We start from the raw sequence: 25,803 nt of genomic DNA, 5'->3' as shown, positions 1-25,803 counted from the left end.
TTCATCGGCTCTCGCCGAGGATGGGCACCAGCTTTAGGCTAGTTTTTCGTTGCAGTGCTAATTGCGTCAAGCACCGCAGCGATGGTTTGTTCAAAATCTAGGTCCGAAGAATCCACGGTCATCACACCATCGGCGGCCTGGGTGAAGTTCACCACGGTGGAGTCCTTCGCATCACGAGCCAGCACCTGAGTGGCCAGCTGTTCATCGTTCTGGCTTCCACCTAACTGCAGACCACGTCGGCGCAGTCGTGCTTCTTCCGAGGCGGTGAGCAGAATACGGGCGTTCGCATCAGGAGCGACCACGGTGGTGATGTCGCGACCTTCGGCAACAATGCGAGCATTGGCCTTGATGATTTCCTGCTGACGACGCACCAGCTCGGCGCGAGCGTCGAGGTTCGTGGCCACGGTGGATACCTGTTCGGAAATGCGTGGTTCACGAATGGCAGCGGTGACATCAACGCCACCGATCTTAACCAACTCGGCATCGGGGTCGACCGAGATCTCCAACTGTGCATCGCGCACAGCCTGGGCAATCGCGGTGGCATCGGATAGGTCGGTTCCATTTGCGAGCACCGAGTAAGTGATGGCACGGTACATCGCACCGGTATCCAGATAGGCGGCACCCAATGCGCGGGCGACGGCCTTGGACACCGAGGACTTGCCGGAGCCGCTTGGTCCGTCAATGGCGATCACAAGCTGGTCGTTATTCAAGGTGCTCACTGGGCTACTTTCCATCCGTTCTTAGTCAAAACGTCGATCAATTCGTCGCGGCGGCCGGGAACCACCGAAACATCCACCATGCCAACTTGGTGGCCTGCAGAGTGTTCCATTCGCAAATCTTCAATATTAATGTCTGCTTCACCGATTTCGGTGAGCAGTTGGGCGATCTGTCCTGGACGGTCATCCACCAGCACGGTGACCAGGGCAAAAGCCTGTGGAGGCGCGCCGTGCTTGCCAGGGATTCGTGCCTTGCCCGCGTTACCTTCGGTCATCAACGTGGACAAATCCAGCAACGCACCGGGTCCCTGCGGGTCGCGCAAGGTGTTGATCAGCCGGTCCAGGTCTTCCTTCATCCCGGTCAAAATCGGCACCAGTGCAGGGGCATTGTGCGAAAAAATCTGGATCCAGAGCTTCTCGTCACTGGCCGCGATACGGGTAGTATCGCGCAGACCGTTGCCGGCCAGTGCCAACTGATGCGCTTCGGCGTTCAGCAGCCGCGAGGCAATCATCGAACTGGCGGCCTGCGGGAAGTGGCTGATCAGCGCGACCGATTCATCGTGCTCGGTGACCGACATGCGATGCATGGTGGCACCCAGGTCGATAGCCAGGGATTCGGCCACCTTCACCCGCGCCGGGTCGGCACCCTCATGGGCGCAAATCACCCACGGCATCGAGGTGAACAGCTCACCACGAGCCGCCGCTGGGCCCGATTTTTCGCGTCCAGCCATCGGGTGCGTACCCACATAGCGGGACGTTTCGCTCTGGCTCAAACGCTGATCAGCCAAGACGGCGCTCAGGATCGAGCCCTTCACGCTAGCAATATCCACCACGGTGGCATTGGGGTAGGCCAGCAAGGCTTCGGCCACCAGCTTGGCGGTGACATCCGGCGGAGCGCCGATCACCACAAGTTCCGGGGCGATGGTGCGCTGCTCTAACAGCACGCCAGCTCCGATATCTTGGGCGACCCCGGCGGCGGTCGGTGAAACATCTGAAAGATAGACCGGCACGCCTTTGGCGCGCAGACCCAAACCCACCGAGGTGCCCAGCAACCCGGTGCCGATGACCAGTACTGGGCCGGCAAGGTGAGATGAGAGCATGGGTTACATCCCCACCATGGCCATCAGGTGTCCGACTTCTTGGTTGCCCAAAGAACGGATCGTGCCCTGCTTCTGATCGCCGAGCTGGATCGGTCCCACGGCCACGCGCACCAGACGCTGAACCGGGTGGCCCACGGCGTCAAACATGCGGCGAACGATGCGGTTGCGGCCCGAGTGCAGGGTCACTTCAACCATCACGTTTTTCGGGGTGGTGGCAATGATCTTCAGGTCATCAACCTTGATCCAGCCATCTTCGAGCTTGATGCCTTCACGCAGCTGGTTGCTCACCGCACGAGGCAGTGGGCCAGGGATCTGCACCAGGTAGGTCTTGGGCACCTCATACTTAGGGTGCTGTAGGCGGTTAGCCAATTCGCCATCGTTAGTCAGGATCAGCAGGCCCTCAGTCTTGTAGTCCAGGCGGCCGACGTGGAACAGGCGCTGGGAGTGGTGCTCGTTCTTGAAGTAGTCGGCAATGGTGCGACGGCCTTCAGGGTCATCCATCGTGCTCATGACGTGCTTCGGCTTGTTGAACACGTAGTAGCGGTTGGCCTGGTTCATCTGGATGCGCATGCCATCAACGTGGATGGAATCCTTGGCAGGGTCCACACGGGTACCAAGTTCTACGACGAGGCTGCCGTTGACCTCAACGCGGCCTTCGAGAATCATCTCTTCGCACACGCGACGTGAAGCCACACCAGCGTTGGCCATGGCCTTCTGCAGACGGATGCCGTCCTGCATTTCGCCGTTGACTTCGCGGGCTGCTTGATTCTCGGCGCGAGCCTGGGCGCGGGCGCGCTGGGTTGGACGCGCATAGTTGGTCGGTACGGAGTTGCCGAAGCGCTCCTTGCCGAAGGCACGCTCGGAGTTTTTACGAGTTGCCGAAGTATTGCGCTTGGCGGAGTTTGATTTGGCCGAGTTCGACTTGGCACCTGGCTTGCCGGAGGCAGACTTGTCGTAAGGCTTCTCGCCGTAAGACTTGCCACCCTGGGCCTTGCCGCCGGTCTGCTTGCCGCGACCAGATGCTGATTTGCCGCCAAAGTTGGAATTGTTGCCGCGTGGTGTGCGGCCGGAGGATGATCCCCTGCTCATGCTTGCCTGTGTCCCTTGCTGTTGCGTTGACCTGCGCGGACCCATCGGTGTGGGGCTTCACGCATTCTTAGTCCGGTGTAGCTGCCTTTTTGGCTGCTACTTAGTCGTCGTAGGTTGCCGAATCGAGCGATTCAAGATCGGCAACCCCAGGAAGATACGGGGATAGCGCAGGCAACTCATCTAGCGAGCCCAATCCCAGTCGTTCCAGGAAGTATTCAGTGGTTTGGTACAGCGTTGCGCCGCCGTCACCAGTTTCTGGATACTCCGTGATCAATCCGCGGGTGAGCAATGTGCGCACCACCGAATCGACGTTCACACCTCGAATCGCCGAAATACGTCCACGCGAAACCGGCTGTCGGTAAGCAATGACAGCCAGTGTTTCCAAGGCGGCCTGCGACAAGCGCGCGCTCTGTCCATCAAGCACAAAGCTGGAGACGAAATCGGCATAATCGCTGCGCGTATAGAAACGCCACCCGGAGGCGACACGACGCAGTTCAAATCCGCGCGGGCGATCCTTACCATCATACTCGGTTGCCAACTTCTCTAGTGTCTGGGCAACCCTGTCCGTAGGCACCTGAAAGATTTCGGCCAAACGTGCCGAACTGACGGGGATATCAGCGACCATCAGCACCGCTTCAAGACCCGATTCTAGGCCTCCTGGCAGCTGATCAATGGGTGCAATCTCACTCATGATTCACCTCACCAGCACTCCCCTCATACTCATCTTGGACCGCGTCGGCATCAAAGGTGGACTCCGAAGCCAGTGCGATGCGCAGTGCTCCGAGCGGATTTTCCTGTTCGAAGCTAATGGCTCGTTGCCGGAACATCTCCAACAATGCCAGAAAACGCACCACGACCACCAGATGCTCTGAAGCATCGGCGATCAAATCGCGGAAGTCCAGCGGGCCTCGTTCTTGAAGCAACGCGGTCATCGACTCGGCTTCTTCGGCGATGGTGACGTTGGCTCCGTGCAGGTGTCCGATCCCTACCTCGGTGATCGGCTCGGGCTTGGGTGCCAAGGCGTTGGCCGCCAGCGCAGCCAGGGCATCGGGCCCAATGGTGAAAATAAGTTCGGGCAGCAAGGAGGCGAATTGCGGTTCTAGGGACACCTCACGGGGGTGGCGAGAGCCTTCGGTCTCATAGCGTTCGCCCAAGAATTCGGCGGCCTGCTTAAACGCCTTGTACTGCAAGAGCCGAGCAAAAAGCAGGTCCCTGGCTTCCAGCAGCTCAAAGTCTTCCTCATCGGCCATTTCACCGCGCGGAAGTAACCTGGCCGCTTTCAAATCCAGCAGTGTGGAGGCGACCACCAGAAATTCGGTGGTCTCATCTAGCACCTTCATCCCGTCATTGCCCTCAGCCATGCTGGCCTGCAGCTGACGCAGATAAGCGATAAATTCGTCGGTGACCTCGGCCAATGCCACCTCGGTGATATCTAGCTCGCGCTGGGTGATCAGGTGCAGCAACACGTCAAAGGGCCCATTAAAATTCTCTAGGGCAAGGCGAAAACCGCCAGCCGATTCCTGTTCAGCGTCTGCTGGTTTGTTGAAATCGTTGGCGGTTTCTTCGGTGAGCGTGGTGCTCATTATGGGGCGCCACCGCGCCAAATCAATTCGCGAGCCAGATTGCGGTAGGCCTCGGCACCCGGGTGATTCGCCGCATAGGTAGTGATCGGTTCGGCGGCCACGTTGGCATCGGCGAACTTGATCGTTCGCTTGATGACCGTTTCAAAGAGCTTGTCGCCGAAGGCTTCATCCAGTCGGGTGATCACTTCGCGGCTGTGCAAGGTGCGGGCGTCGTACATGGTGGCTACGACGCCATCAAGTTCCAGCACCTGATTCAGACGGTCCTTGACCTTGTCAATGGTTTCCATCAGCAGTGCTACCGCGCGCAGGGCGAAGAACTCTGCGGTCAACGGAATGATGACACCGTGGGCCGCGGTCAAAGCGTTGATGGTCAGCAGACCCAGGGATGGCTGGCAGTCGATGAGCACCACATCGTAGTCGTCGATCACGTGGCGCAGCGCGCGTTCGAGGACCTGTTCGCGGGCAACCTCGTTGACCAGCTGTACCTCGGCGGCCGACAAGTCGATGTTCGCCGGCAACAGATCGATGTTTTCCACGTCGGTATGCAAGATCGCATCGGTGATTTTCACCTGTCGGTCCATCAGCACGTTGTACACGGTGATGTCCATTTCGTGCGGGTTGGTTCCAAAACCGGCCGACAGTGCACCCTGTGGGTCGAAGTCCACCAAGAGCACCTTGCGTCCGTATTCGGCGAGCGCGGCGGCCAGGTTGATGGTGGAGGTAGTTTTACCTACGCCACCCTTCTGGTTAACCATGGCAATCACGCGGGCCGGGCCGTGCGATGGCAGTGGTGCAGGCACCGGGAATTCCGTCAACGGTTTACCGGTTGGACCCACCGGGCGGGGCTCTTTGAGCATCCCTGCGCCGCGGTGCTTGTTTCCCTGTTCCTCGCTCACGATGGGTTAACCACACTTCCCGTTGGATCGACCTAAATTCTTCGAGCCTTAAGCTCAATTCAAGGTTATCGGGCGGAGCAAAAGAACTGGGCTTTTTGGGGTTCTACACGGCGAGCCTTTACCTTGAACCTTAACTCAAATGTTGTATGCGAGCTGAACGTGAACCCGCGTTCCCACGGCACCGGTCATTTCGCCGAACCCACCCCAAGCTGATTACTGTGCTTCTTACGCATTTGCTGGTGATTCCCCCTCACGGCTGGTGCCGAGGAACTGGCGGTGTTGCAATGGATGGGCAAGCTCAACACTAGCCTGTCAGGAGTGAGGTCAATGTTTTCTGGCTTGCTTGGGAACTGTACGGTCAGCGACCTGCAACGTGCCGAGTCCTGGTATACGAAGCTTTTTGCTCGAAAACCTGACCGCCGACCGATGGACGGACTGCTCGAATGGCATCTTGGCCCGGGGTTTGGCATCCAAGTCTGGTGCGAACCGCAAAGATCAGGGCACAGCACAGTGGTACTTGAAGTGTCCGACTTGCCAGCGCAGGCTCAACGTCTATTGCAGCTCGGCATCGAACATCAAGGACTTCAACCAGGTGGTGGAGCACAGATTCTTCAGCTGGTAGATCCCGATGGTAACCGCGTCGTTCTCTCTTCCGTGGTGGCCTAAGCCTGTTCGGCGACCCAATCAAAACCTAACGGCAGAAGCTGGGCAATTTTCACGGTGCGCGCCCCAATTGGGGTATCGACGATAACCCGCAGCTGAGGATAGCTATCGGCCATGACTTGCCTGCACCGACCGCAGGGATTCTTGATCCCGCGTCCTTCATTGCCCACCGCCACAATCACCTCAGGCGCGCGGGCACCGGAAGCCCGTGCGGTGGCCAGTGCGACTAATTCAGCACAGGGTCCGCCGGTGAAGTGATAGAGGTTCACCCCTGCGTGCATACTGCCGGTGGCATCAAGGACCGCACTGCCCATGGTGTGTAGACCGTCGCCACCGGGCACCGCATCGGTGGAGGCATCAATGGTTCTTCGCGCAAACTCCACGAGTTCTTGTTCCGCGTCGTTTAGTTCGATCAGGGCGTGCGGGTCGTAAAAACCGTCTAGATCCATATCCCGATCCTAGCTGTGCCGCATCGGATGAACAGGTCGCCCACCAAAAGGGGCACAAAAAATCCGCTACCCGAGGTGGGTAACGGATTTTTCGTTAGCGCTTAGTGTCCTTCAACGCTGGTTTCGTCGAATGGTCGGGCTCCGGAAAGCACCGCCTTGGCCTGGTCCAGGTCAATTTCCTTGGTCCATTTGCCAATCAGCAAGGTGGCGACAGCGTTACCGGTGAAGTTGGTCAGCGCACGAGCCTCGGACATGAACTTATCAATGCCCACGATCACGCCCATGCCTTCCAACAATTCGGGACGGTGCGCCTGCAGACCAGCAGCCAGGGTTGCCAGGCCCGCGCCGGTCACACCGGCAGCACCCTTGGAAGCGATGATCATGAAGACCAACAGGCCGATCTGCTCACCCAAGTTCATCGGCATGCCCATGGCGGTCGAGACGAACAGCGCCGACATGGTCAGGTAGATCGCGGTGCCATCAAGGTTGAAGGAATAACCGGTGGGTACCGTAATGCCGACAACCGGCTTGGAAACGCCAGCGTGTTCCATCTTGGCGATCAAACGTGGCAAGGCCGACTCGGAGGATGAGGTGGAGAAGATCAACAGGTACTCGCGAGCCAGGTACTTGAGCAGCGCGAAGATGTTCAGTCCGGTGACCACACGCAACAGGGAGCCCAGAATGACGATGATGAATAGTGCACAGGTCAGGTAGAAGGCACCCATGAGGATTGCCATCGAGCCAATGGCAGCCCAACCGGTCGCGCCAACCACCGCGGCGATCGCACCAAAAGCACCAATAGGAGCAACCCACATGATCATCATCATGATGCGGAAGACGACCTTCTGAATGTGCTGGATGCCGATCAGGACCGGCTCGCCAGCCTTACCCATGCCCTGCAGGGCAAAACCAACCAGTAGTGCAACGACCAGGGTTGGCAGCACCGGAAGATCACCAGGGATCAGCGACATCAAGAAATCAACTGTGGCGTTCGAATCCGAACCGCTGGCAGCTTCATATGGCTTGAGCTGCAGGCCCTCACCTGGGTGAATCAGGTTACCAACGATCAGGCCGATGGCCAGAGCAAAGGTCGACATGGTCACGAAGTACAGCAATGCCAAACCGCCGACCTTGCCAACGGTCGCAGCCTTGGCCACGGAGCCAATGCCCAAAACAATGGTGCAGAAAATGACTGGAGCGATGATCATCTTGATCAAGGCCACAAAGGCGGTGCCCAGAGGCTTCAGCGACTTGCCAACTTCCGGGGCAATGAGGCCGATCGCTGCGCCGAGAACCACGGCAGCGATCACCATAATGTACAGCCAGTGAGTACGGTCTTTTTTCTTCGTTGTGTCTGCGGCGCTGTTGCCGCCCGGTTTCATGTCTTCGGTGACAGTCATGTCCTTGCCCTACCCTTGAAAAGTGCCAAATACCGCTGTTGGCATCCTTGCCAAGCCGGTATTACGTAGAATCGTTCTGTTCAATGGTGCACTCGGAAGTGATGTGCATCTCTATTGCGTTCATATTGGTCACGCCCAACTACTCAAAGGCTCAGATCTAGAAAGGAGCAGCGCGAGATGACTGACCACTTCACCGATCTGTCCGCGACCCCAGCCGGTCGCAACGATGCCATCCCCGCTCCCCTGACCCGCAATGGCTGGTCCTTTGCGGTGTTGATCTTTGCCGCGCAAATGCTGGTTGTTGTCCTCGTGGTGATCGGCATGGCCGTGTCGACCTATCAGCAGCAAGCTCGAGTCATTCTGGAGGACAAGCAGGCCACGGTCGCGACCATCTCCATCACCTTGGCCAATGACCCCTTCGTTGGCAATGCGCTGGCCGGCGAGAATCCCTCAGCACTGCTCCAGCCCTATACCAACAAGATTTTGGACCGCGGGCAGGGGATAGATTTTATTTCGATCATGACCCCGGACACCGTGCGGGTGACCCATCCCAACCCCGAACGGATCGGGCAAAAATACTCTGGCTCCACCGCCCAAGCCCTATCCGGTCAGACCTACAACGAAGTAGCTTTAGGCACCCTGGGGCTGTCGGTGAGAACCATCGCTCCGGTCTATCACGATGGAAAACTCGTCGGGCTGGTGGCCTCAGGTATTACCCTAGAAAACCTGCAGACCATCTACCGCAGTGAACTTCCACAAATTCTGTTGGTTTCCGCCTTGGCCCTACTGCTGGCCGGATTCACTTCTTGGTCCTTCTCGCGCTACATCAACAAGGCAACCCTCGGATTTGGTCCGCACGGGCTGCGCCGGCTCTACGCCTTTTACTTCTCCGCCTTGCACTCGGTGCGCGAAGGACTGGTCCTGCTGGATCGACGACATCGCATCGTGCTCTACAACCAAGAGGCCGCCAGACTGCTGGACCTACCCGAGCAGGTGCCACCGAACGGCCTAGACCTATCGCAAATCCAGATTCCTGAAACCCTGAGCACGCTGATGCGCACCGGTCGCAGCTGTAAAGACGAAATCCACTTGGGAGCGCGCAGCGTCCTATCCATTTCCCAGGGCCCGGCGCGATTAACCAATGCCGGACTACCCAAACGTGCCGACACTCCGCTGCGGTGGCTCGGCGTGCAACCGCTGACCGGTCAGGTCATGACGCTACGGGATTTGACCGAGGTGCAAGAACTGGCCAGCGAGGTGCAATCACTGAAGACCTTCTCCACCGCCCTGCGAGCGCAAACCCACGAACACGCCAACCGCTTACACACCATCGCCACGCTGATCGAAAACGGGCAAAGCGATCGCGCGTTGGCCTTCGCCGTGGACGATCGTCAGCACTCACAAAAACTGACCGACGCGATCGTCCACTCCATCGACGATGCCTACCTGTCCAGTTTGTTGGTGGCCAAAACCGCCCAGGCTCACGAACGTGGGGTCAAGCTAGATATCACCGCGCAAGGGATCATTCCGGCCGATGCCATCGCCGCCACCGATATGGTCACCATCGTCGGCAACCTCTTAGATAACGCATTAGACGTTTCTGCTGGTACTCAGGAGGCGACCGTGTGGGTCGAAGTCACGGCCCTGCCCGAAGAACTGATCATTTCCGTGGCCGATTCCGGACCCGGGATCGAACCAGAATTTTTAGATCAGCTGCTCCGCTTTGGGGTGAGCACCAAAAAAGGCTCGGCACCGCGCGGACTGGGACTGGCACTGGTCCAGCAGGCGGTGTTGCGACTAGGTGGCACAATGAATGTTGACAATGATGCCGGGGCGATCTTCACCGTGACCCTGCCGCTAGCGAAGGCCAACTAGCCAAGGAGAGCCCATGACAGAACCCCGCCTCACTGCCCCACATGCTGCGTCGGCGAACCAGAAGATCATTGTCTTGGTGGTGGATGACGAACCGGAAACCGCGCTCTCACATGCCAAATACGTCAACCGGGTCGCCGGTTTTCATACCGGGGCGATCGCCAACAATGGCCAAGAAGCGCTCAGCCTGTTGACCCGTGCCCAGCGTTCGGGCTCCCCCTTTGACCTGGTCCTCTTGGATATGACATTGCCCGATCTGCATGGCATCGACGTCGCTAAAAGGATGCGCGGCCTGGGTCTGACCACCGACATCATCGCCATCACCGCCGTGCGCGACCTCGCAGTGGTCCGCTCCGCGGTCGCCACGGGCATCACTCAATACCTGATCAAGCCCTTCACCTTCGCCGCCTTCAGCGAAAAGCTCGAAAACCACCGACGCTTCATGGCCAGCATGCATTCGACCGGCTCCGATACCAGCCAAGCCGCCCTGGATACTGCCTTTTCCGCGTTGCGCACCTCCACCGCGTCAGCATCATTGCCCAAGGGGCTCATTGCCGAAACCCTCACGCAAATCACCGAACACCTAGCCAGCCAGCCCGAACGTCGCCTCTCAGCGACCGAACTTGGAGAAGAACTCGGCATCTCGCGGGTAACCGCCCGACGCTATTTAGAGCACCTCTTCGACGCCAAAAACGTGATCAAACAACCCCGGCATGGCACGCGGGGACGCCCAGAATATGAATACCAGATAGCCCCGCGCGCATAACCCACACATCGCTACGTTCCGGGGCGCAATAACGGAACCAGATCATCGAGTACCGCCACATCCTCAATGGTTGAGGGAACTGTGTATTCTTTACCATCGGCGATTTGGCGCATAGTTTTGCGCAAGATCTTGCCCGAACGGGTCTTTGGCAAGGCCGAAACCACCGTCACTTCACGAAAGTCAGCCACCGCACCAATATGTTGTCTCACTAGGGCAATAATTTCTTTGGCGAGCGCGTCGTGCTCGATGGCTACACCTGATTTCAGCACCACATACCCACTGGCCCGTTGGCCCTTCAGGGCATCGGCCAGCCCAATGACCGCACACTCGGCGACCGCAGGATGACTGGCTAACACCTGCTCCATGGCCCCGGTGGACAACCGGTGCCCGGAGACGTTGATGACATCATCGGTACGACCCATCACAAACAGGTACCCGTCCTCGTCCAGGAACCCCGAGTCTCCGGTCAGATAGCAGCCCTCGATCTGCGATAGATAGGTGTCAATAAACCGCTGATCATTACCCCAGAGCGTGGTCAACGCACCCGGAGGCAGGGGCAGTCGTACAACAATATTCCCTTCTTGCCCCGCCTGCAGTTCTTCACCTAAGGCATCACGAACCTGAACGTCAAAACCGGGCACCGGAGTGGTGGGCGATCCCGCCTTGGCCGGCAACTCTTCTAGCCCCAAAGGATTGGAGGCGATCGGCCACCCAGTTTCGGTTTGCCACCAGTTATCCACCACCGGAACCTGAAATAGCTCGGTGGCAAAGTGGTAGGTATCTGGATCCAAGCGCTCGCCGGCAACAAACAAGGACCGCAAACTGGAAAGATCATGACCGGCGATCAGCTGACCTGCCGGGTCAGCCTTGCGCACTGCGCGCAGGGCCGTGGGTGCGGTAAACATCATGGTGACCTTATGGTCTTCGATAATTCGACCAAAGACTCCGGCATCCGGGGTGCCCACGGGCTTGCCCTCGTAAAGCACCGTGGTAGCGCCGGCGATCAGTGGTGCGTACACAATATAGGAGTGCCCTACCACCCAGCCCACATCGGAGGCGGTGAACATGGTGTCCCCCGGGTGCACGTCGTAGATCGCGTTCATCGAGTATTGCAGCGCGGTCCCGTAACCACCGGTATCGCGCACGACCCCCTTGGGCGCCCCGGTCGTGCCCGAGGTATACAACACGTAGAGCGGGTGGGTGGAGGGCAGCGATACTGCACCGGCCGGGCTGGCCTCGCGCGCCTGCTGATCCCAATCCAACCAGGTGATATTTTGGCCATTGATGGGTTGGTTCTGATACTCGGAGATCTCATGTTCGAACCCGTCGCGGTGAGCAACAATCACATCTTTGACCGCTGGTTGCGCCAACGACAGCGCTTCAGCGACCGCAGGCAGGTATTCGATGCGGCGACTCGGTTCTATGCCGCCGGAGGCTGTAATGATCGCGACCGGTGCACAGTCAGTGATGCGCGCCGCCAACTCTTTAGGGGCAAAACCACCAAAAACCACAGAATGCACGACCCCAAGTCGGGCGCAAGCAAGCATGGCGATGACCGCTTGCGGGATCATGGGCAGGTAAATCAGAACGCGATCTCCCATGGTGATGCCGCGGGCGACCAACACGCCAGCGAAGGTTTCAACTTCACGCAGTAGCTGCGCATAGCTGTATTTATGAACGCTCCCGAGCATCGCGGAATCGTAGATCAGGGCAATATTCTCGCCCCGGCCCGCCGCCACATGCCGGTCCAGTGCATTGTTCGAGAGGTTTAGTTGTCCGTCTGGGAACCATGAATACAGTGGCTTACGGGAATCGTCGATCGCTATAAGTGGTGCGGTATCCCACTGAAGGTCTTTAGCTGCTTCTAGCCAGAAACTAGCTGGGTCGTTGGTGGCCTGGGCGAAGGCCCGACGATATTCCTGTGCCATGGTTCTTTCCTCCTGACGCGGGCGTCATCGCCCGGCACCTGCATGAGTGGGCAAGATTGCCCTCGGCTTTAACACTATGACCCCGATCACAGCATCGCAAGAGCAATGTATACACAAACTGCGAGCAAGTCGGAATTTTTTGCCACTTTCCCCAATTTCGAGAATTCTATGTATACAATTGCAGTATGAGGGCAAGTGACAAGGCTTACGAAAGTCTGCGCACCGACATCGTCGAATGGCGCATAGCTCCGGGCACCGTACTTGCAGAAGTCGAGCAATCAGAACGCCTAGGAGTTTCACGCACACCGGTGCGTGAGGCGCTGGGCCGATTGGTCGCCGACGGCTTGGCAGTACAACAGCGCGGACGAGGCACGGTCGTTTCGGAAGTCAGTGATGACCACGTCGAAGACCTCTTTGTGCTGCGCGTAGCGTTGGAATGCGCCAGCGCCAAAGAAGCTGCTCGCTCAACGCACCGTGAGAGTTTCGCTGAATTAGCCGGACGCTTTGACGCGGCCGCCCACGAAGTGAAGAGCCCAGGATCTCGCGAGGCGTACTACCAGCTGACTCAACTACTGGACGACTCCATCGACGAGGCGGCAAACAACAAGTACCTGTCCAGCGCTCTACGCACGCTACGGGTGAACCTGCAACGGGTGCGCCGCATGGCCAAGGACAATCCGCGCCGCCTCAAAGAATCCGCGCGTGAACACGCTGCCATCGCACGAGCCATCGCTAGCGGAAACCCCGAGGTCGCTTCCGCGGCCACGATCGTGCATCTTCACCAATCTTTAACCCACATCATGGCCCATTCGGCCGGTTCAGAAAGGCAATGAATATGATCAAGCATCCTGTACGCGTTTACCGCTCCGAAGAAAACTTAGCCCGTGAAGACCAACTGGCTCACAAGATCGCCACCGTCGCCGCCGACCCGGTAGAAGTTACCGACGAGGTGCGCGAGATGATCATCAACCGCATTATTGACAATGCCTCGGTAGCCATTGCTTCGCTGAACCGTGGACCAATCATCGCCGCCCGCGCGCAGGCACTGACCCACGGGCCATCGTCCGGTGGCGCTGGCGCTTCTGTTTTTGGCATCACCGACAAAGTCTCCCCAGAGTGGGCTGCTTGGGCCAACGGTGTAGCAGTCCGCGAGCTCGACTACCACGACACCTTCCTTGCTGCCGAGTATTCCCACCCAGGCGACAACATTCCACCGATCCTTGCCGTGGCTCAGCACGCCGGCGCATCGGGCAAGGACCTCATCCGAGGCATTGCCACCGGCTACGAAATCCAGGTGGACCTTGTCAAAGCCATCTGCTTGCACAAGCACAAGATCGATCACGTGGCACACCTCGGCCCATCGGCAGCTGCCGGCATCGGCACCCTACTGGGTCTAGATATCGAAACGATCTTCCAGGCCGTCGGTCAAGGCCTGCACACCACCACCGCGACCCGCCAATCGCGCAAGGGCGAGATCTCCACCTGGAAGGCACATGCTCCAGCTTTCGCCGGCAAGATGGCCGTCGAAGCCGCGGACCGCGCCATGCGCGGACAGACTTCCCCAGTGCCGATCTATGAAGGTGAAGACGGCGTCATCGCCTGGCTGCTCGATGGTCCGGATGCTGCCTATGAGGTGCCACTGCCAGAAGCAGGCGAAGCCAAACGAGCCATCCTGGACACCTACACCAAGGAACACTCCGCCGAATATCAGGCACAGGCTTGGATCGACCTTGCCCGCAAGCTGCACGGCGAACACCCAGAAGCCGCCGATCCAAAGAACGTGAAGTCGGTATTAATCAAGACCAGCCACCACACCCACTACGTCATCGGCTCCGGAGCCAACGACCCACAGAAATACGATCCAACCGCTTCGCGTGAGACCCTGGACCACTCCATCCCGTACATCTTCACGGTCGCCCTGCAGGACGGTGCGTGGCACCACGTGGATTCCTACTCGCCGCAGCGTGCTGGACGCGCCGACACCGTAGAGTTGTGGCACAAGGTCACCACCGAAGAAGACCCAGAGTGGACCCGTCGTTACCACTCGCTCGACATCTCCGAGAAGGCCTTCGGCGGTTCGGTAGAGATTACCCTGAACGATGGCACCATCATCACCGATGAAATCGCCGTGGCCGACGCCCACCCACTGGGCGCTCGCCCCTTCGCCCGCGAACAGTACATCAACAAGTTCCGCACCCTGGCCACCGGTCTGGTGGACGAGGCGGAAATCGACCGTTTCATCGCCGCTGCCGAAAACCTGGAAAACCTTGGCGCTGGCGAACTAGACCAGCTGAATATCGTGGCCGCCGCCGGCGTGATCGATCTGGAAGCCGCTCCGAAGGGCTTGTTCTAAATGCTGTACTCAACAACCACCCCCGCAGCAAAGCGTCAGGCACTACGTGAAATGCTCACTCCCGGGGCTGCCCGCCAGTTCCCCGGCGCCTTCAATCCGCTCTCGGCCAAGCTCATCAGCGAGAAACAGTTCGACGGAATCTATATCTCCGGCGCGGTACTCGCCAATGATCTAGGCCTGCCAGACATCGGTTTGACTTCACTCACCGAGGTGGCCACGCGTGCTGGGCAGATCGCCCGCATGAGTGACCTGCCGGCGATTGTGGATGCCGACACCGGTTTTGGCGAGCCCATGAACGTGGCGCGCACCATCCAGGAGTTGGAATACGCAGGTCTTGCCGGCTGCCACATCGAGGACCAGTTCAATCCGAAACGCTGCGGTCACTTAGATGGCAAGAACGTGGTGGATACCGACACCATGCTCAAGCGCATCGCAGCCGCTGCCGACGCACGTATCGATGAGAACTTCCTGATCATGGCCCGCACTGATATTCGTGCGGTCGAAGGACTGGACTCAGCGATCGACCGCGCCAAGGCCATGGTGGATGCCGGCGCCGATGCGATCTTCCCCGAAGCGATGAAGAACGTCGCCGAGTTTGAGGCAGTATGTAACGCGGTGGATGTTCCAGTTCTGGCGAACATGACGGAGTTCGGCAAGTCTGAACTTTTCAACCGCCAAGAATTGGCCGACGCCGGGGTCGCATTGATCATTTACCCGGTCACCCTGTTGCGTAGCGCCATGGGTGCGGCCGAGCGTGTACTGGATGCCATCAGCGAAGATGGCACCCAACAACGCGAAGTGGATAACATGTTAACTAGATCACGTCTCTATGAGCTCGTGGACTACGAAGCTTACAACCGCTTTGATACCGGAATTTTCAATTTCCAGGTCCCGACCCTGGACATTGATTCCAATAGCGCGAACCTCTAGGAACGCGCCACATCAGCAACACCCCGTGCGCCGGTCGGTATTCCCGGCCGGCGCGCCAGCAAAGCATTAGTTCTCCGGCAATGAAGAGGAGTAAGAATGACTACCACCGAGGAAATCAAAAAAGGCCTGGCAGGCGTCGTCGTTGACTACACCGCCGTCTCCAAGGTCAACCCAGAAACGAACTCACTGTTATATCGCGGATACCCGGTTCAGGACCTGGCCGCCAACAAATCTTTCGAAGAGGTCGCACTCCTGTTGTGGACCGGCGAATTACCCTCCCAAAGTGAACTCACCGAGTTCAGTGCGTTCGAAAGAGCCAATCGAGCTTTGGATCCGCGGGTCAAGGCTGCTATCGATCTGCTCCCCACCGACTGCCATCCGATGGACGTTGGCCGCACCGCAGTTTCGGTCATCGGCGCCAATCATCCTGAAGCGGAGAATTCTTCACCGGAGGCTGAGCTGCTCAAAGCCAAAGAGCTCTTCGCGGCCTTCCCAGCTGTTGTTGCCTACGATCAGCGCCGGCGCCGCGGACTGGACGTTGTTGCACCACGCGAGGATCTGGATTACTCGTCTAACTTCCTCTGGATGACTTTTGGCGAAGAAGCCGCCCCCGAGGTAGTTGATGCATTCCGAGTTTCCATGGTCCTCTACGCGGAACACTCGTTTAACGCTTCGACGTTCACCGCCAGAGTGATCACCTCAACCCTGTCGGATCTTCATTCGGCCGTCACCGGTGCCATTGGTGCACTCAAGGGACCCCTTCATGGCGGGGCCAATGAAGCAGTGATGCATACGTTCACTGAAATTGGCATCAATAAGGACGAGTCCCGTGAAGATGCGGCGAAACGCGCCAAGGCTTGGATGGAAGAAGCCCTGGCTGCGAAAAAGAAGGTCATGGGCTTCGGACACCGAGTGTACAAGCACGGCGATTCCCGTGTGCCGACCATGAAAGCCGCATTGGACCGGATGATCGAGCACTATGGTCGCCACGAAATGTTGGGGCTATACGACGGTTTGGAAGCAGCCATGGATGAGGCGAAGTCGATTAAGCCGAACCTGGACTACCCTGCCGGGCCAACTTATCACCTGATGGGCTTCGATACCGAGATGTTCACCCCGATCTTCATCGCGGCACGTATTACTGGTTGGACTAGCCATATCTTCGAACAGCGCGCGGCTAACGCGCTGATTCGCCCGCTCTCTGCCTACAACGGCTCGGAGCAGCGCGCACTCTAAAAAGTATTTGCGCCTTATAACGGCCGCGGGACACCAAATTCAGCTTTGGCCCCGTGGCCGTTTTGCGTCTTTCTAGATACCGTACGCCTGAGACCGGTAGCGGGGAGTTGCGAGATCCGACCTGCAATTCTATCGTTTAACGATAGAAACACTTCGAGGAACGATAAGGTCTCGTGCTCATGGGAAAATTCAGTATTGTCGGTCTAAAAGTAGTTCTGACCGTAATTTTGGCGGGAACGCTGTTCGTGCAACTCATCATGATCCCGATGATCTTGATCCATGATTCTTCAGGCAACACGGACGACCGGCTTATCCAAGGCTCTTTCCTTAGCTATCTTTTTCTTGCAGGGCTCATCATTGAAACCTGCGTCTTTTGCGTTTGGAAACTGGCGACGAGGGTTAAGCGCGGAACCGTCTTTGATCCCGCATCCTTAGGCTACGTACGGCCAATCATCTTGGCGTTCGCCGTTGGTTCCATCGCCACGTTCGCCCTTGCCGCGATCTTTGCCACGACTACCCAGATCGCTCCGGGCGTTGCGCTTCTGGTTGGCGGAGCCGGATTATTGATGGTTGGTATCAGCATTATCGTCCTTGTTCTGCGACAACTTCTGGAACAAGCAACCATGACCGAAGCCCAAGCAGCAGAGCTTCGCACCGAGCTCGGTGGCGTGATCTAATGGGGATTCTCGTAAATATCGACGTCATGCTAGCCAAACGAAAAATGGGCGTCGGCGAGTTGTCTGAGAAAATCGGCATCACGCCAGCAAATCTGGCGGTACTCAAAAACGGGCGTGCCAAGGCAGTTCGTTTTAGTACGTTAGAAGCACTTTGTCGCGAGCTGCAGTGCCAACCAGGCGATCTGTTAGTCTTCGAGCCGGACTCGGAGCCAGATAGCCCGCATTCTGTCGAAGGCTAATCCCAAGGCTCAAAGGTTATTGACTGCACAGACTCATGATCATCTGCCACAACGATCGTTACGCTGAACCGTTGACCGTCAGCAAGTTGGGGCAACCACAATTTAGAGTCTTGCCACATTTGGTCAGTCGGCAGTTGATCAATTCGAACCCACAGTGGTTCAAGTTCATCACTGGTGCTTTCTTCTCCTGACGCACTGCGGGCGATAAAGGCCATGCAATCCATGTCAGCTGCCGGGAGTGCACTAAACCTGAACTTGATTAGCGCAGTGGCTTCTAGTTCTTGCCGTGAAACTTGCAGGCCGGTTTCTTCGAAGAATTCTCGGGTCGCTGCGTCAATGGTCGACTCCCCCGGCTCCACTTTTCCACCCGGGAGAACGATCTTGCCCTGTCCAAATCCGCGAAGCTTTCGTCCCAGCAGAATTTCTGCATGGCCATCTCGTTGGGCGAGCAATGCAACCAAGGCCACCGGTCGAGGATTACTCACAAAACCTTCGTCGTTCACAGTCATCTAACCCTCGGGTGGGCCAACTGATAAGCCTCGCGCAGCGAGTCTACGGTCACCTTGGTGTAGATCTGCGTCGTCGTCACCGATGCGTGACCGAGCAGTTCTTGGACCACACGAACATCGGCTCCGCCCTCTAATAAGTGGGTCGCGAAGGAATGGCGCAAGGTATGTGGCGAGACTTCCATATTGATACCTGAGCGCTGGGCTGCCTTGCTGATTAACAGCCAGACGGACTGTCGGGACAGTCGACCACCACGTTGGTTGAGGAACAGAGCAGGCGTGCCTTTGCCCTTCACCGCTAGACCTGGGCGAGAGCGTACCAAATAGTCGCTAACGGCTCTTTGCGCATATCCCCCAACAGGAACAATTCGTTCTTTGGAACCTTTACCAAAGAGCCGGACCACTGCATCCTCAGCAAAATGAAGATCGTCCACGTCGAGATCGACGACTTCTGAAATGCGGGCGCCGGTCGCATACAGAAACTCAAGGATCGCGCGATCACGTAATCCAGCAGGAGTTTCAGTACTCACTGAATCGAGCAGCCGTGTCACCTGCGCAATGGAAATCGCTTTTGGCAGGGACTGACCAATCGCAGGTGGCTGAATTTCTCGTGCAGGGTTGGGAGCGCAGATTCCTTCCAGCTCCCAGTATTTGTGCAGTTGCCGGATCGCTACGGCGTGACGAGCTACTGAGCGTGCGCCTAATGGTTTGTGGTTTTCGTCGCCACGTGAAAGGTCCTGTAAGTACCCACTGATGGTGGATTCGGTAATCTGTTGTGGGTCGCTTAGCTGGTAAGCCTGTAAAGCTTCGACGTATCGGGTGAGGTCCCGACGGTACGAAGCAAGGGTATTTTCAGCGAGTCCACGTTCGATGGCTAGATACTGCAAGTACTGCTTGACGGCCCGCCCAAAGGGTTCGCTCATCCTTCGCGCAGGTAGGGATGAACGTCGAATGGTTCGTTGGCGTCACGGAGGTTCGTGTACTTGCTCGCGCGTGCAGCTTGGGCCGCCAACAGTGCGATCATCGCCGTTGGATTGTGAATTTTTCCGGCCAGCACCGCCGCAACAGCTTCTTCGAGCGGAACCCAGGTGCTGATCATTTCCGCCTCTTCTTCGGTGCGTACATGGCGCTGATCTTCAGGAACGAGCTGAGGATCACGTGCGAGGTAGACACGAACGGCTTCCGCGGAAGATCCCGGGCTGAGGAAGACGTCGGTCAGGATAGCCCAGTGGTTGGCGGTTCGATCAGCTTCTTCCCAGAGCTCTCGCTTGGCTGCGTCTAGCGGTTCTTCACCATCGACGTCCAAAAGCCCTGCCGGGATCTCCCATAGACGCATTCCAACCGGATGGCGGTATTGGTTGACCAGTAGGACGCGCTCATTGGCATCCATCACCAAAACGCTGACCGCGCCGGGGTGGCTGATGTAGTCGCGCTGGATGGTTCCACCAGTTTCCGAAAGCTTCACCGAATCGTGAACAACATTCCAGATCCGACCTTCATACACCGTTTCCCGGCTGAGCAGTTCGCGCGGAGAAAATTCGTCAGTAATCGGAGGCATCGGCACCAAGCTCATCCTTTGATAGTAAAAGTTGTCCTTCTTTTCAAGCTTAAACAGCTACGCGCCGGTCAAGAGTGACCGGCGCGCAAGTGCTTGCAGAGAATTCAGTCTGCCGACTTCTTCTAGTTACGCTGTTCCAAGGCAGCCGCGACTAGTCCCGCGAACATTGGGTGTGGACGGGTTGGTCGGCTGGAGAGTTCTGGGTGCGCCTGAGTGGAGACATAGTAAGGGTGTACGTCCTTTGGCAGTTCCACGAACTCGACCAGGCTACCGTCAGGTGAGGTGCCTGAGAAGACCAGTCCGGCTTCCTCAAGCTGAGCACGGTAGGCGTTGTTGACTTCGTAACGGTGACGGTGACGTTCTGCAACATCGGTCGTGCCGTAGGTAGCTGCCAGAACCGAGCCTTCAGCCAATTTGGCATCGTAGAGGCCAAGACGCATGGTTCCACCAAGATCGCCCTTTCCATCAACGATCGCCAGCTGTTCCTCCATGGTCGCGATGACCGGGGTGGTGGTTTCTGGATCGAATTCGGTAGACGAAGCACCTTCAAGGCCTGCTACGTTTCGTGCGTATTCAATGACCATGGACTGCAGACCAAGGCAAAGACCAAGAGTTGGCAACTTGTTTTCGCGAGCGAAACGCAGCGCACCGAGCTTGCCTTCAAGTCCACGAATACCGAAACCACCAGGTACACAAATTGCTTCAGCACCCTCAAGAGCCTTGGCGGCTCCAGCTTCGGTGGCGCAATCATCGGCCGGAACCCAACGGATGTTGACCTTAGCGTTGTTGGCGAAACCACCGGCACGCAGTGCTTCAGTCACCGAAAGGTAAGCATCCGGAAGGTCAATGTACTTACCAACCAAAGCCACGGTCAGTTCAGTGCTTGGGTTATGTACAACCTCTAGCAGGCGATCCCAGGAGGTCCAGTCAACATCGCGGAATTTCAGTTCCAAGGTCTGAACGATATATGCGTCCAAGCCCTGGGAGTGAATAACCTTAGGAATGTCGTAGATGCTTGGAGCATCAGCGCAGTTGATGACCGCTTCGGTGTCAACGTCGCAAGTACGGCCAAGCTTGGCGCGCATTTCCGCTGGAATCGGACGATCCGAACGAATCACGAGGGAGTCTGGCTGAATACCGATGGAACGCAACGCAGCTACAGAGTGCTGGGTTGGCTTGGTCTTCAGTTCGTGGCTAGGGCCGATAAACGGAACCAAGGAGACGTGAACGAAGAAAGCATTCTTGCGTCCGATATCCTGACGGACCTGACGAGCTGCTTCCAAGAACGGTTGCGACTCGATATCGCCGACGGTTCCACCGATTTCGGTGATGATCACATCGGGAGCTGATTTGCCCTTAGCTGGGTCGGTCGCTGCCAAGCGCATACGACGCTTGATCTCATCGGTAATATGCGGAATGACCTGAACGGTATCGCCTAGGTATTCACCACGGCGTTCGCGTTCAAGAACGGTTGAGTAAACCTGACCGGTAGTTACGTTAGCTGTTCCAGGAAGGTTTTCATCCAAGAAACGTTCGTAGTGTCCGATGTCCAGGTCTGTCTCGGCGCCGTCATCAGTTACGAAGACTTCACCGTGCTGGAAAGGGTTCATGGTACCTGGATCGACGTTCAGGTACGGGTCGAGCTTCTGCATGGTCACGGAGAGACCACGAGCTCGAAGTAGATGTCCGAGGCTGGATGCCGTCAATCCCTTACCCAGGGAAGAGGCCACACCACCGGTGACGAAGATATGCTTTGTCGTTTCAGACGACCGAGAATCACGAGTTGAATTACGCTGCACCACGGGATTTCATCCTATCACCAATCCAATATTTCGCATCTTTCTAAAACTCTAGTGCACCGTCACGCGAAGCCCTAGCGTCTTCACGATTTGGGCATTCATCAAGGCTTTTAGCCCGAAGGTTACTTCGCGGTGGTGAGCGATGACACTAGAACCTGAGCTTCGGCGAGCAACTCTTCGGCATGCGCTTGCGCCGTGTCCGATTCTTCTTGACCTGCCAGCATTCGTGCCAGTTCCTTGACCCTCGCCTCTTGATCAAGGCTAATCACGTCGCTTGCGGTGTAACCTGCACCGGACTTCGATTTTGCGTCCGAATTTTTGATGACGCGGATATGACGATCCGCATAAGCAGCCACTTGGGGAAGGTGCGTCACCACAATGACCTGCACATGCCGCGCAAGCATCGCAAGGCGTTCGCCAATGGCTACTGCCGCCTTGCCGCCGACACCCTGGTCGACTTCGTCAAAGACAAAGGTCGGTACTGGATCAACCGCCGCCAGCACTACCTCAATGGCCAACATAACGCGCGAAAGTTCACCACCACTGGCACCCTTGCCCAATGGGCGGGCCGAGGCTCCAGCATGAGGCGAAAGGAGCATTGAGATGGCATCTTGGCCAAAGGCACCTGGCTCCTCCAATTCAAGAACTTCAATAACAAGCTGAGCGTCGGGCATCGCCAGCGCTTTTAATTCGGCCGAGACCCGGGATGAAAGCTTCTTGGCGGCTTTTCGGCGAGATTCCGATAGCTCCGAGGCCAGCGAGGCTACGCGATGTTCAAGCTCAACGACTTCGCTTTCAAGCTCTTCGATCCGTGAATCGTCACCGCCGAGTTGCTCCAGACGGGTACGAGCTTCAGAAGCCCACGTGATCACTTCATCAATACTGGGCGCATATTTGCGCATGAGCTTATTGAGATCCGCCCGGCGCGCCTCAATTTGTGCCAAACGCTCCGGGCCTTCTTCGTCCAGGTCCGCGGCGTAGGCAGCTAGGTCACTGGACAGCTCGGAGGCGAGGATGCCTAACTCGGCTGCTCGTTCGGCAAATGATGAAAGTACCGGATCGTCGCCACTGGCCTGTGCGAGCACTCCCCTAGCGGTTTCCACCAGAGTTGTGATTCCGGGGTTCTCAAAATCTTCGGAGTCGATCACAACCTGTGCTTGCTGGCTGGCCGATCGCAGTGACTCAACATTGCCCAGCTTGATGGACTGCTCGCGCAGGGTTTCATCTTCGCCCGGCTGCGGATCCAGCGAATCGATCTCGTCTAGGGCCAAACGCAAATTTTCGGCTTCCCGTACGCGGTTGCGCGATTCGGTCTTTAGACCCGAGAGTTCTTTGACCGCGGCACGCCACTGTCGATATGAGCGCTGGTAGTTACTCAGTAGGCGGGCCAGCGATTGACCAGCAAAGCGGTCCAAGGCGTCTCGCTGAGCCACTGGTTCTTTGAGGCGAATTTGATCGGACTGGCCGTGCACTGCAACGAGGTCATGCCCCAGTTCGGCCAACAGGCCTACCGGCGCACTACGCCCGCCAATGGTGGCACGTGAACGACCCTGGGCTGATAGGGATCGCGAAAGCAGCAGTTCGCTACATTCACCGGCCGGTTCAATAAAGGCTCCAGCTTGGCTCGCGGCATCAAGAACATGATGGTCTGGTGGCAGGTGCACCACCGCCTCAGCTAAGGCATGTTTGGCCCCATTACGCACGGCACCGGCATCTGCTCTACGCCCCAGTAGCAAGGACAGCGCGGTGATCACCATGGTTTTACCCGCACCGGTCTCACCGGTAACCACCGTGAGCCCCGGACCTAGCGGTAGCGTCGCTTCGGTGATCACTCCGAGGTTGGAGATCTGGATTTCCTGAATCATTGCCTGCTCCCGAATGTCGAGTTCAAGTCGTACCGTGCGAATTTAGTATATGTGTTCTAACCTCATTTTTCGGAACTATGTTCGAGTGTGTGGAAACTTTTTTGAAGAAACGCGGTTATTCCGAACTATCTTCAGGTCGAGCGACCATCGGAATTCCCGGTTCGTCTCGGTGATGAGGCTCGATGCTTTGCAATCCCGGGCCAATCACGGGAAGGGCAGTGGTCGCGGGTCGACGACTATCTTCTTTCGCTGGCCCACGCCAACCGGTGATCGGCAATTCGAACTTATTGACCAGTCGCTCGGAGAACGGGGTGGTGTTCAGGCGCGCCAAATACACTGGATGGTTACTGCGGGTGACCTCCACGCGGGCGCCGGGCGGTAACTCAATAGTGCGTCGCCCATCGCACCACAACACGGCCCCGGCATCGGTACGTGTCAGGATTTCCACGGCCATCACCGAATCAGGAGAAACCACTAGTGGCTTGGCGAAAAGTGCGTGAGCGGAGATCGGCACCATAATCAAGGCCGCCACATCCGGCCATACCACCGGACCACCGGCAGAGAAAGAATAGGCGGTTGATCCAGTGGGAGTTGCCATCACCACGCCGTCACAACCAAAAGTCGAAATAGGGCGGCCGTCAACCTCGATCACCACTTCGATCATGCGCTCACGATTGGCCTTTTCCACCGCAGCTTCGTTTAGAGCCCAAGTTTCAGCAAGACATACGTTATCGAGCCAAACTTTGACCTCGATGGTCATTCGTTCTTCTACGGTATAGGTCTGGTTGACCAGCGCGTCCACGGTTGCCGCCAGCTCACTACGTTCAGCTTCGGCAAGGAAACCTACATGCCCGAGATTCACGCCAACCAGTGGCAGTGGGGCTTCGCGGACCAGTTCGGCGGCACGAAGCACCGATCCGTCTCCCCCGAGCACCACACCCAAATCAACATCGTCGATCTGGCAGTTTTCACCTAGGATTTCGATCGGTGAGATCGCTGTGCCAACCGCTTCGGTCATGGCCTCATGATCTTTGCGACGCATCACCGTAATGGCGCCAGCGGAGATGAGCAGCGAACAGGTTTCTATGGCCGCGGCAATCGCTTCTTGGCGTCCGGTGTGGGTGAAAACTAGGATTCGGCGCAAGGCGGGCGGCCCCTCTCAGGATCGTGAGGTGCAAAATGACCCAGGCGTTCGACCCCGGCTAATGCACGTCACCTCTAAGAATAGTCAACGTTCTCCATGATCACTGGAACATCGCGCCGCTGTGCATCCTTATCCGCCAGCAACCAGAGGAAAAATTCCACGTTACCGTCCTGGCCCGGCAACGGACTTCGTGCCAAACCTTTCAGGCTCAGCCCCGCATCACGCGCGCTCGAAATGACCGCTTCGACCGATGATTGGCGCAAGGCGGGATCGGTGACGACTCCGGTACGGTTCAGGTGATCGCGCCCGACTTCGAACTGTGGCTTAACCATCAGCACCAAGGATCCGCCAGGTTTGGTGGCGCCGGCCAAGGCATCGATCACCAAGCGCAGCGAAATAAAGGACAAATCAGCTACTACCAGGTCGACAACTCCCCCAATATCTTCGGGCGTGAGGTATCGGACGTTGAGCCCTTCATGGACCGAGACACGCGGGTCATTCCGAATTTCGGGCACCAGCTGGCCATGCCCAACATCGACTGCCACTACGTGTTGCGCACCGCGGCGCAGCAAAACATCGGTAAATCCACCGGTCGATGCGCCGGCGTCAAGGCAGCGCAAGCCAGTTGGGTTGATGGTGGTAAAAACATCTAGTGCTCCGGCGAGCTTATGTCCGGCACGCGAGACATATTCTTCGCCTTCGCTGGCCAGAACAACTAGTTGATCGGAGTCCGAAACCTTTTTTGAAACTTTAGCCACCGGCTGCCCAGCTAGCAGTACGCGCCCGGCATCGACGAGTTTGGCGGCTTCGGTTCGTGAGCGGGCCAACCCGCGGGTAACTAGTTCTTGATCGAGCCGTTTCACCGGCCATGCTCCGTCTGGTTAAGTTCTTGCTGCAGGCCTTGAAGCAACTGTTCGTAGATGCCTGCATGTTCGGTGATGTCATGTTCGGCCAGCGAGGACAGTGCCTGTTCCACCTGCGCCTGGTCTATGCCTCGTGGACCGGGCGTTGGTTGTGGGGACTGTGGCATCATG

Annotated in this window: 26 protein-coding genes; 9 read left to right on the top strand and 17 right to left on the bottom strand. The window is 57.5% G+C overall.

All coding sequences use genetic code 11. The features are described from left to right. Positions 1-38: 38 nt before the first annotated feature. The 6 genes from cmk to QMQ05_RS05445 form a co-directional block, all read right to left on the bottom strand. Positions 39-734: a (d)CMP kinase gene (gene cmk, locus QMQ05_RS05470; RefSeq protein ID WP_345473652.1), complete on the bottom strand. Its 696-nt coding sequence runs from the start codon at positions 732-734 to the stop codon at positions 39-41. Beyond that, positions 716-1,816, bottom strand: a complete 1,101-nt coding sequence (locus QMQ05_RS05465; protein ID WP_345473650.1) for a prephenate dehydrogenase — start codon at positions 1,814-1,816, stop codon at positions 716-718. Before QMQ05_RS05465 ends, cmk begins: the two co-directional genes overlap by 19 nt. Positions 1,817-1,819: 3 nt before the next feature. Continuing rightward, positions 1,820-2,905: a pseudouridine synthase gene (locus QMQ05_RS05460; RefSeq protein WP_345473648.1), complete on the bottom strand. Its 1,086-nt coding sequence runs from the start codon at positions 2,903-2,905 to the stop codon at positions 1,820-1,822. A 100-nt stretch (positions 2,906-3,005) separates the two neighbouring features. Further along, entirely contained in the window at positions 3,006-3,596 is a 591-nt protein-coding gene (scpB, locus tag QMQ05_RS05455; protein WP_334122614.1) for an SMC-Scp complex subunit ScpB, read from the bottom strand. Further along, positions 3,589-4,488 carry a segregation and condensation protein A gene (locus QMQ05_RS05450; protein ID WP_345473646.1) on the bottom strand — a complete coding sequence of 300 codons (900 nt, stop codon included), beginning with the start codon at positions 4,486-4,488 and terminating at the stop codon, positions 3,589-3,591. The genes scpB and QMQ05_RS05450 overlap by 8 nt, the downstream gene beginning before the upstream one ends. After that, positions 4,488-5,384, bottom strand: a complete 897-nt coding sequence (locus tag QMQ05_RS05445) for a ParA family protein (protein WP_434063175.1) — start codon at positions 5,382-5,384, stop codon at positions 4,488-4,490. Before QMQ05_RS05445 ends, QMQ05_RS05450 begins: the two co-directional genes overlap by 1 nt. Positions 5,385-5,906: 522 nt before the next feature. Here QMQ05_RS05445 and QMQ05_RS05440 point away from each other — a divergent pair. Next, complete coding sequence (locus QMQ05_RS05440) at positions 5,907-6,050, top strand: hypothetical protein (protein WP_345473644.1); 144 nt, start codon at positions 5,907-5,909, stop codon at positions 6,048-6,050. Here QMQ05_RS05440 and QMQ05_RS05435 read toward each other — a convergent pair. Both QMQ05_RS05435 and QMQ05_RS05430 read right to left on the bottom strand, forming a co-directional pair. Next, the gene (locus QMQ05_RS05435; protein WP_345473642.1) at positions 6,047-6,496 is read right to left on the bottom strand and encodes a cytidine deaminase family protein; all 450 of its coding nucleotides are present in this window, start codon (positions 6,494-6,496) and stop codon (positions 6,047-6,049) included. The two genes, QMQ05_RS05440 and QMQ05_RS05435, sit on opposite strands and share 4 nt — an antisense overlap. 101 nt (positions 6,497-6,597) lie before the next feature. Continuing rightward, positions 6,598-7,896, bottom strand: coding sequence for a cation:dicarboxylate symporter family transporter (locus QMQ05_RS05430; protein WP_345473640.1), 1,299 nt, complete (start codon positions 7,894-7,896; stop codon positions 6,598-6,600). A gap of 177 nt (positions 7,897-8,073) precedes the next feature. Here QMQ05_RS05430 and QMQ05_RS05425 point away from each other — a divergent pair, with 177 nt between their 5' ends. After that, entirely contained in the window at positions 8,074-9,771 is a 1,698-nt protein-coding gene (locus tag QMQ05_RS05425) for a sensor histidine kinase (RefSeq protein ID WP_345473639.1), read from the top strand. A gap of 13 nt (positions 9,772-9,784) precedes the next feature. Further along, complete coding sequence (locus QMQ05_RS05420; protein ID WP_345473638.1) at positions 9,785-10,534, top strand: response regulator; 750 nt, start codon at positions 9,785-9,787, stop codon at positions 10,532-10,534. A gap of 11 nt (positions 10,535-10,545) precedes the next feature. On the opposite strand, the gene QMQ05_RS05415 is transcribed toward QMQ05_RS05420, so the two are convergent. Then, a complete protein-coding gene (locus QMQ05_RS05415; RefSeq protein ID WP_345473637.1) occupies positions 10,546-12,462 on the bottom strand; it encodes an AMP-binding protein in 1,917 nt (638 codons plus the stop codon). Between the two features lie 185 nt (positions 12,463-12,647). Here QMQ05_RS05415 and QMQ05_RS05410 point away from each other — a divergent pair, with 185 nt between their 5' ends. The 6 genes from QMQ05_RS05410 to QMQ05_RS05385 all read left to right on the top strand — a co-directional run bounded on the left by QMQ05_RS05410 (position 12,648) and on the right by QMQ05_RS05385 (position 17,897). Next, a complete protein-coding gene (locus QMQ05_RS05410) occupies positions 12,648-13,295 on the top strand; it encodes a GntR family transcriptional regulator (protein ID WP_345473635.1) in 648 nt (215 codons plus the stop codon). 2 nt (positions 13,296-13,297) lie between these two features. Continuing rightward, positions 13,298-14,815 (top strand): MmgE/PrpD family protein, encoded by a 1,518-nt coding sequence (locus QMQ05_RS05405; protein WP_345473633.1) that lies wholly within the window; start codon positions 13,298-13,300, stop codon positions 14,813-14,815. Beyond that, positions 14,816-15,745, top strand: coding sequence for a methylisocitrate lyase (gene prpB, locus QMQ05_RS05400; RefSeq protein WP_345473631.1), 930 nt, complete (start codon positions 14,816-14,818; stop codon positions 15,743-15,745). Positions 15,746-15,841: 96 nt separating this feature from the next. Beyond that, complete coding sequence (locus QMQ05_RS05395) at positions 15,842-16,981, top strand: bifunctional 2-methylcitrate synthase/citrate synthase (RefSeq protein ID WP_345473629.1); 1,140 nt, start codon at positions 15,842-15,844, stop codon at positions 16,979-16,981. A gap of 179 nt (positions 16,982-17,160) precedes the next feature. Further along, positions 17,161-17,658, top strand: a complete 498-nt coding sequence (locus QMQ05_RS05390) for a DUF2975 domain-containing protein (RefSeq protein ID WP_345473627.1) — start codon at positions 17,161-17,163, stop codon at positions 17,656-17,658. Then, positions 17,658-17,897 carry a helix-turn-helix domain-containing protein gene (locus QMQ05_RS05385; protein WP_345473625.1) on the top strand — a complete coding sequence of 80 codons (240 nt, stop codon included), beginning with the start codon at positions 17,658-17,660 and terminating at the stop codon, positions 17,895-17,897. The genes QMQ05_RS05390 and QMQ05_RS05385 overlap by 1 nt, the downstream gene beginning before the upstream one ends. Here QMQ05_RS05385 and QMQ05_RS05380 read toward each other — a convergent pair. The 8 genes from QMQ05_RS05380 to QMQ05_RS05345 form a co-directional block, all read right to left on the bottom strand. After that, the gene (locus QMQ05_RS05380; RefSeq protein ID WP_345473623.1) at positions 17,894-18,406 is read right to left on the bottom strand and encodes an 8-oxo-dGTP diphosphatase; all 513 of its coding nucleotides are present in this window, start codon (positions 18,404-18,406) and stop codon (positions 17,894-17,896) included. The genes QMQ05_RS05385 and QMQ05_RS05380 overlap by 4 nt on opposite strands. Continuing rightward, entirely contained in the window at positions 18,403-19,326 is a 924-nt protein-coding gene (xerD, locus tag QMQ05_RS05375) for a site-specific tyrosine recombinase XerD (RefSeq protein ID WP_345473621.1), read from the bottom strand. The genes QMQ05_RS05380 and xerD overlap by 4 nt, the downstream gene beginning before the upstream one ends. Further along, positions 19,323-19,961 (bottom strand): NUDIX hydrolase, encoded by a 639-nt coding sequence (locus tag QMQ05_RS05370; protein WP_345473619.1) that lies wholly within the window; start codon positions 19,959-19,961, stop codon positions 19,323-19,325. Before QMQ05_RS05370 ends, xerD begins: the two co-directional genes overlap by 4 nt. Positions 19,962-20,083: 122 nt before the next feature. Continuing rightward, positions 20,084-21,763, bottom strand: a complete 1,680-nt coding sequence (locus QMQ05_RS05365; RefSeq protein WP_345473617.1) for a CTP synthase — start codon at positions 21,761-21,763, stop codon at positions 20,084-20,086. A 119-nt stretch (positions 21,764-21,882) separates the two neighbouring features. Beyond that, complete coding sequence (gene recN, locus QMQ05_RS05360) at positions 21,883-23,625, bottom strand: DNA repair protein RecN (protein ID WP_345473614.1); 1,743 nt, start codon at positions 23,623-23,625, stop codon at positions 21,883-21,885. Positions 23,626-23,740: 115 nt separating this feature from the next. Then, the gene (locus QMQ05_RS05355) at positions 23,741-24,769 is read right to left on the bottom strand and encodes an NAD kinase (protein ID WP_345473612.1); all 1,029 of its coding nucleotides are present in this window, start codon (positions 24,767-24,769) and stop codon (positions 23,741-23,743) included. 74 nt (positions 24,770-24,843) lie between these two features. Then, entirely contained in the window at positions 24,844-25,632 is a 789-nt protein-coding gene (locus tag QMQ05_RS05350; protein WP_345473610.1) for a TlyA family RNA methyltransferase, read from the bottom strand. Then, positions 25,629-25,802 carry a hypothetical protein gene (locus QMQ05_RS05345; RefSeq protein WP_157377180.1) on the bottom strand — a complete coding sequence of 58 codons (174 nt, stop codon included), beginning with the start codon at positions 25,800-25,802 and terminating at the stop codon, positions 25,629-25,631. The genes QMQ05_RS05350 and QMQ05_RS05345 overlap by 4 nt, the downstream gene beginning before the upstream one ends. Between the last annotated feature and the right edge of the window lies 1 nt (position 25,803).

Origin of the sequence: Glutamicibacter sp. B1 (assembly GCF_039602135.1) — a bacterium.
Taxonomy (GTDB): Bacteria; Actinomycetota; Actinomycetes; order Actinomycetales; family Micrococcaceae; genus Glutamicibacter; species Glutamicibacter ectropisis.
Note: the sequence above shows the minus strand (reverse complement) of the source record. Positions and strands in the feature narration are given on the sequence as shown.

Bases quoted from the DNA above. Each gene is read 5' to 3' on its own strand.
- cmk (WP_345473652.1), bottom strand. From the start codon at position 734: ATGGAAAGTAGCCCAGTGAGCACCTTGAATAACGACCAGCTTGTGATC.
- QMQ05_RS05465 (WP_345473650.1), bottom strand. From the start codon at position 1,816: ATGCTCTCATCTCACCTTGCCGGCCCAGTACTGGTCATCGGCACCGGG.
- QMQ05_RS05460 (WP_345473648.1), bottom strand. From the start codon at position 2,905: ATGAGCAGGGGATCATCCTCCGGCCGCACACCACGCGGCAACAATTCC.
- scpB (WP_334122614.1), bottom strand. From the start codon at position 3,596: ATGAGTGAGATTGCACCCATTGATCAGCTGCCAGGAGGCCTAGAATCG.
- QMQ05_RS05450 (WP_345473646.1), bottom strand. From the start codon at position 4,488: ATGAGCACCACGCTCACCGAAGAAACCGCCAACGATTTCAACAAACCA.
- QMQ05_RS05435 (WP_345473642.1), bottom strand. From the start codon at position 6,496: ATGGATCTAGACGGTTTTTACGACCCGCACGCCCTGATCGAACTAAAC.
- QMQ05_RS05430 (WP_345473640.1), bottom strand. From the start codon at position 7,896: ATGACTGTCACCGAAGACATGAAACCGGGCGGCAACAGCGCCGCAGAC.
- QMQ05_RS05425 (WP_345473639.1), top strand. From the start codon at position 8,074: ATGACTGACCACTTCACCGATCTGTCCGCGACCCCAGCCGGTCGCAAC.
- QMQ05_RS05420 (WP_345473638.1), top strand. From the start codon at position 9,785: ATGACAGAACCCCGCCTCACTGCCCCACATGCTGCGTCGGCGAACCAG.
- QMQ05_RS05415 (WP_345473637.1), bottom strand. From the start codon at position 12,462: ATGGCACAGGAATATCGTCGGGCCTTCGCCCAGGCCACCAACGACCCA.
- QMQ05_RS05410 (WP_345473635.1), top strand. From the start codon at position 12,648: ATGAGGGCAAGTGACAAGGCTTACGAAAGTCTGCGCACCGACATCGTC.
- QMQ05_RS05405 (WP_345473633.1), top strand. From the start codon at position 13,298: ATGATCAAGCATCCTGTACGCGTTTACCGCTCCGAAGAAAACTTAGCC.
- prpB (WP_345473631.1), top strand. From the start codon at position 14,816: ATGCTGTACTCAACAACCACCCCCGCAGCAAAGCGTCAGGCACTACGT.
- QMQ05_RS05395 (WP_345473629.1), top strand. From the start codon at position 15,842: ATGACTACCACCGAGGAAATCAAAAAAGGCCTGGCAGGCGTCGTCGTT.
- QMQ05_RS05390 (WP_345473627.1), top strand. From the start codon at position 17,161: ATGGGAAAATTCAGTATTGTCGGTCTAAAAGTAGTTCTGACCGTAATT.
- QMQ05_RS05385 (WP_345473625.1), top strand. From the start codon at position 17,658: ATGGGGATTCTCGTAAATATCGACGTCATGCTAGCCAAACGAAAAATG.
- QMQ05_RS05380 (WP_345473623.1), bottom strand. From the start codon at position 18,406: ATGACTGTGAACGACGAAGGTTTTGTGAGTAATCCTCGACCGGTGGCC.
- xerD (WP_345473621.1), bottom strand. From the start codon at position 19,326: ATGAGCGAACCCTTTGGGCGGGCCGTCAAGCAGTACTTGCAGTATCTA.
- QMQ05_RS05370 (WP_345473619.1), bottom strand. From the start codon at position 19,961: ATGCCTCCGATTACTGACGAATTTTCTCCGCGCGAACTGCTCAGCCGG.
- recN (WP_345473614.1), bottom strand. From the start codon at position 23,625: ATGATTCAGGAAATCCAGATCTCCAACCTCGGAGTGATCACCGAAGCG.
- QMQ05_RS05345 (WP_157377180.1), bottom strand. From the start codon at position 25,802: ATGATGCCACAGTCCCCACAACCAACGCCCGGTCCACGAGGCATAGAC.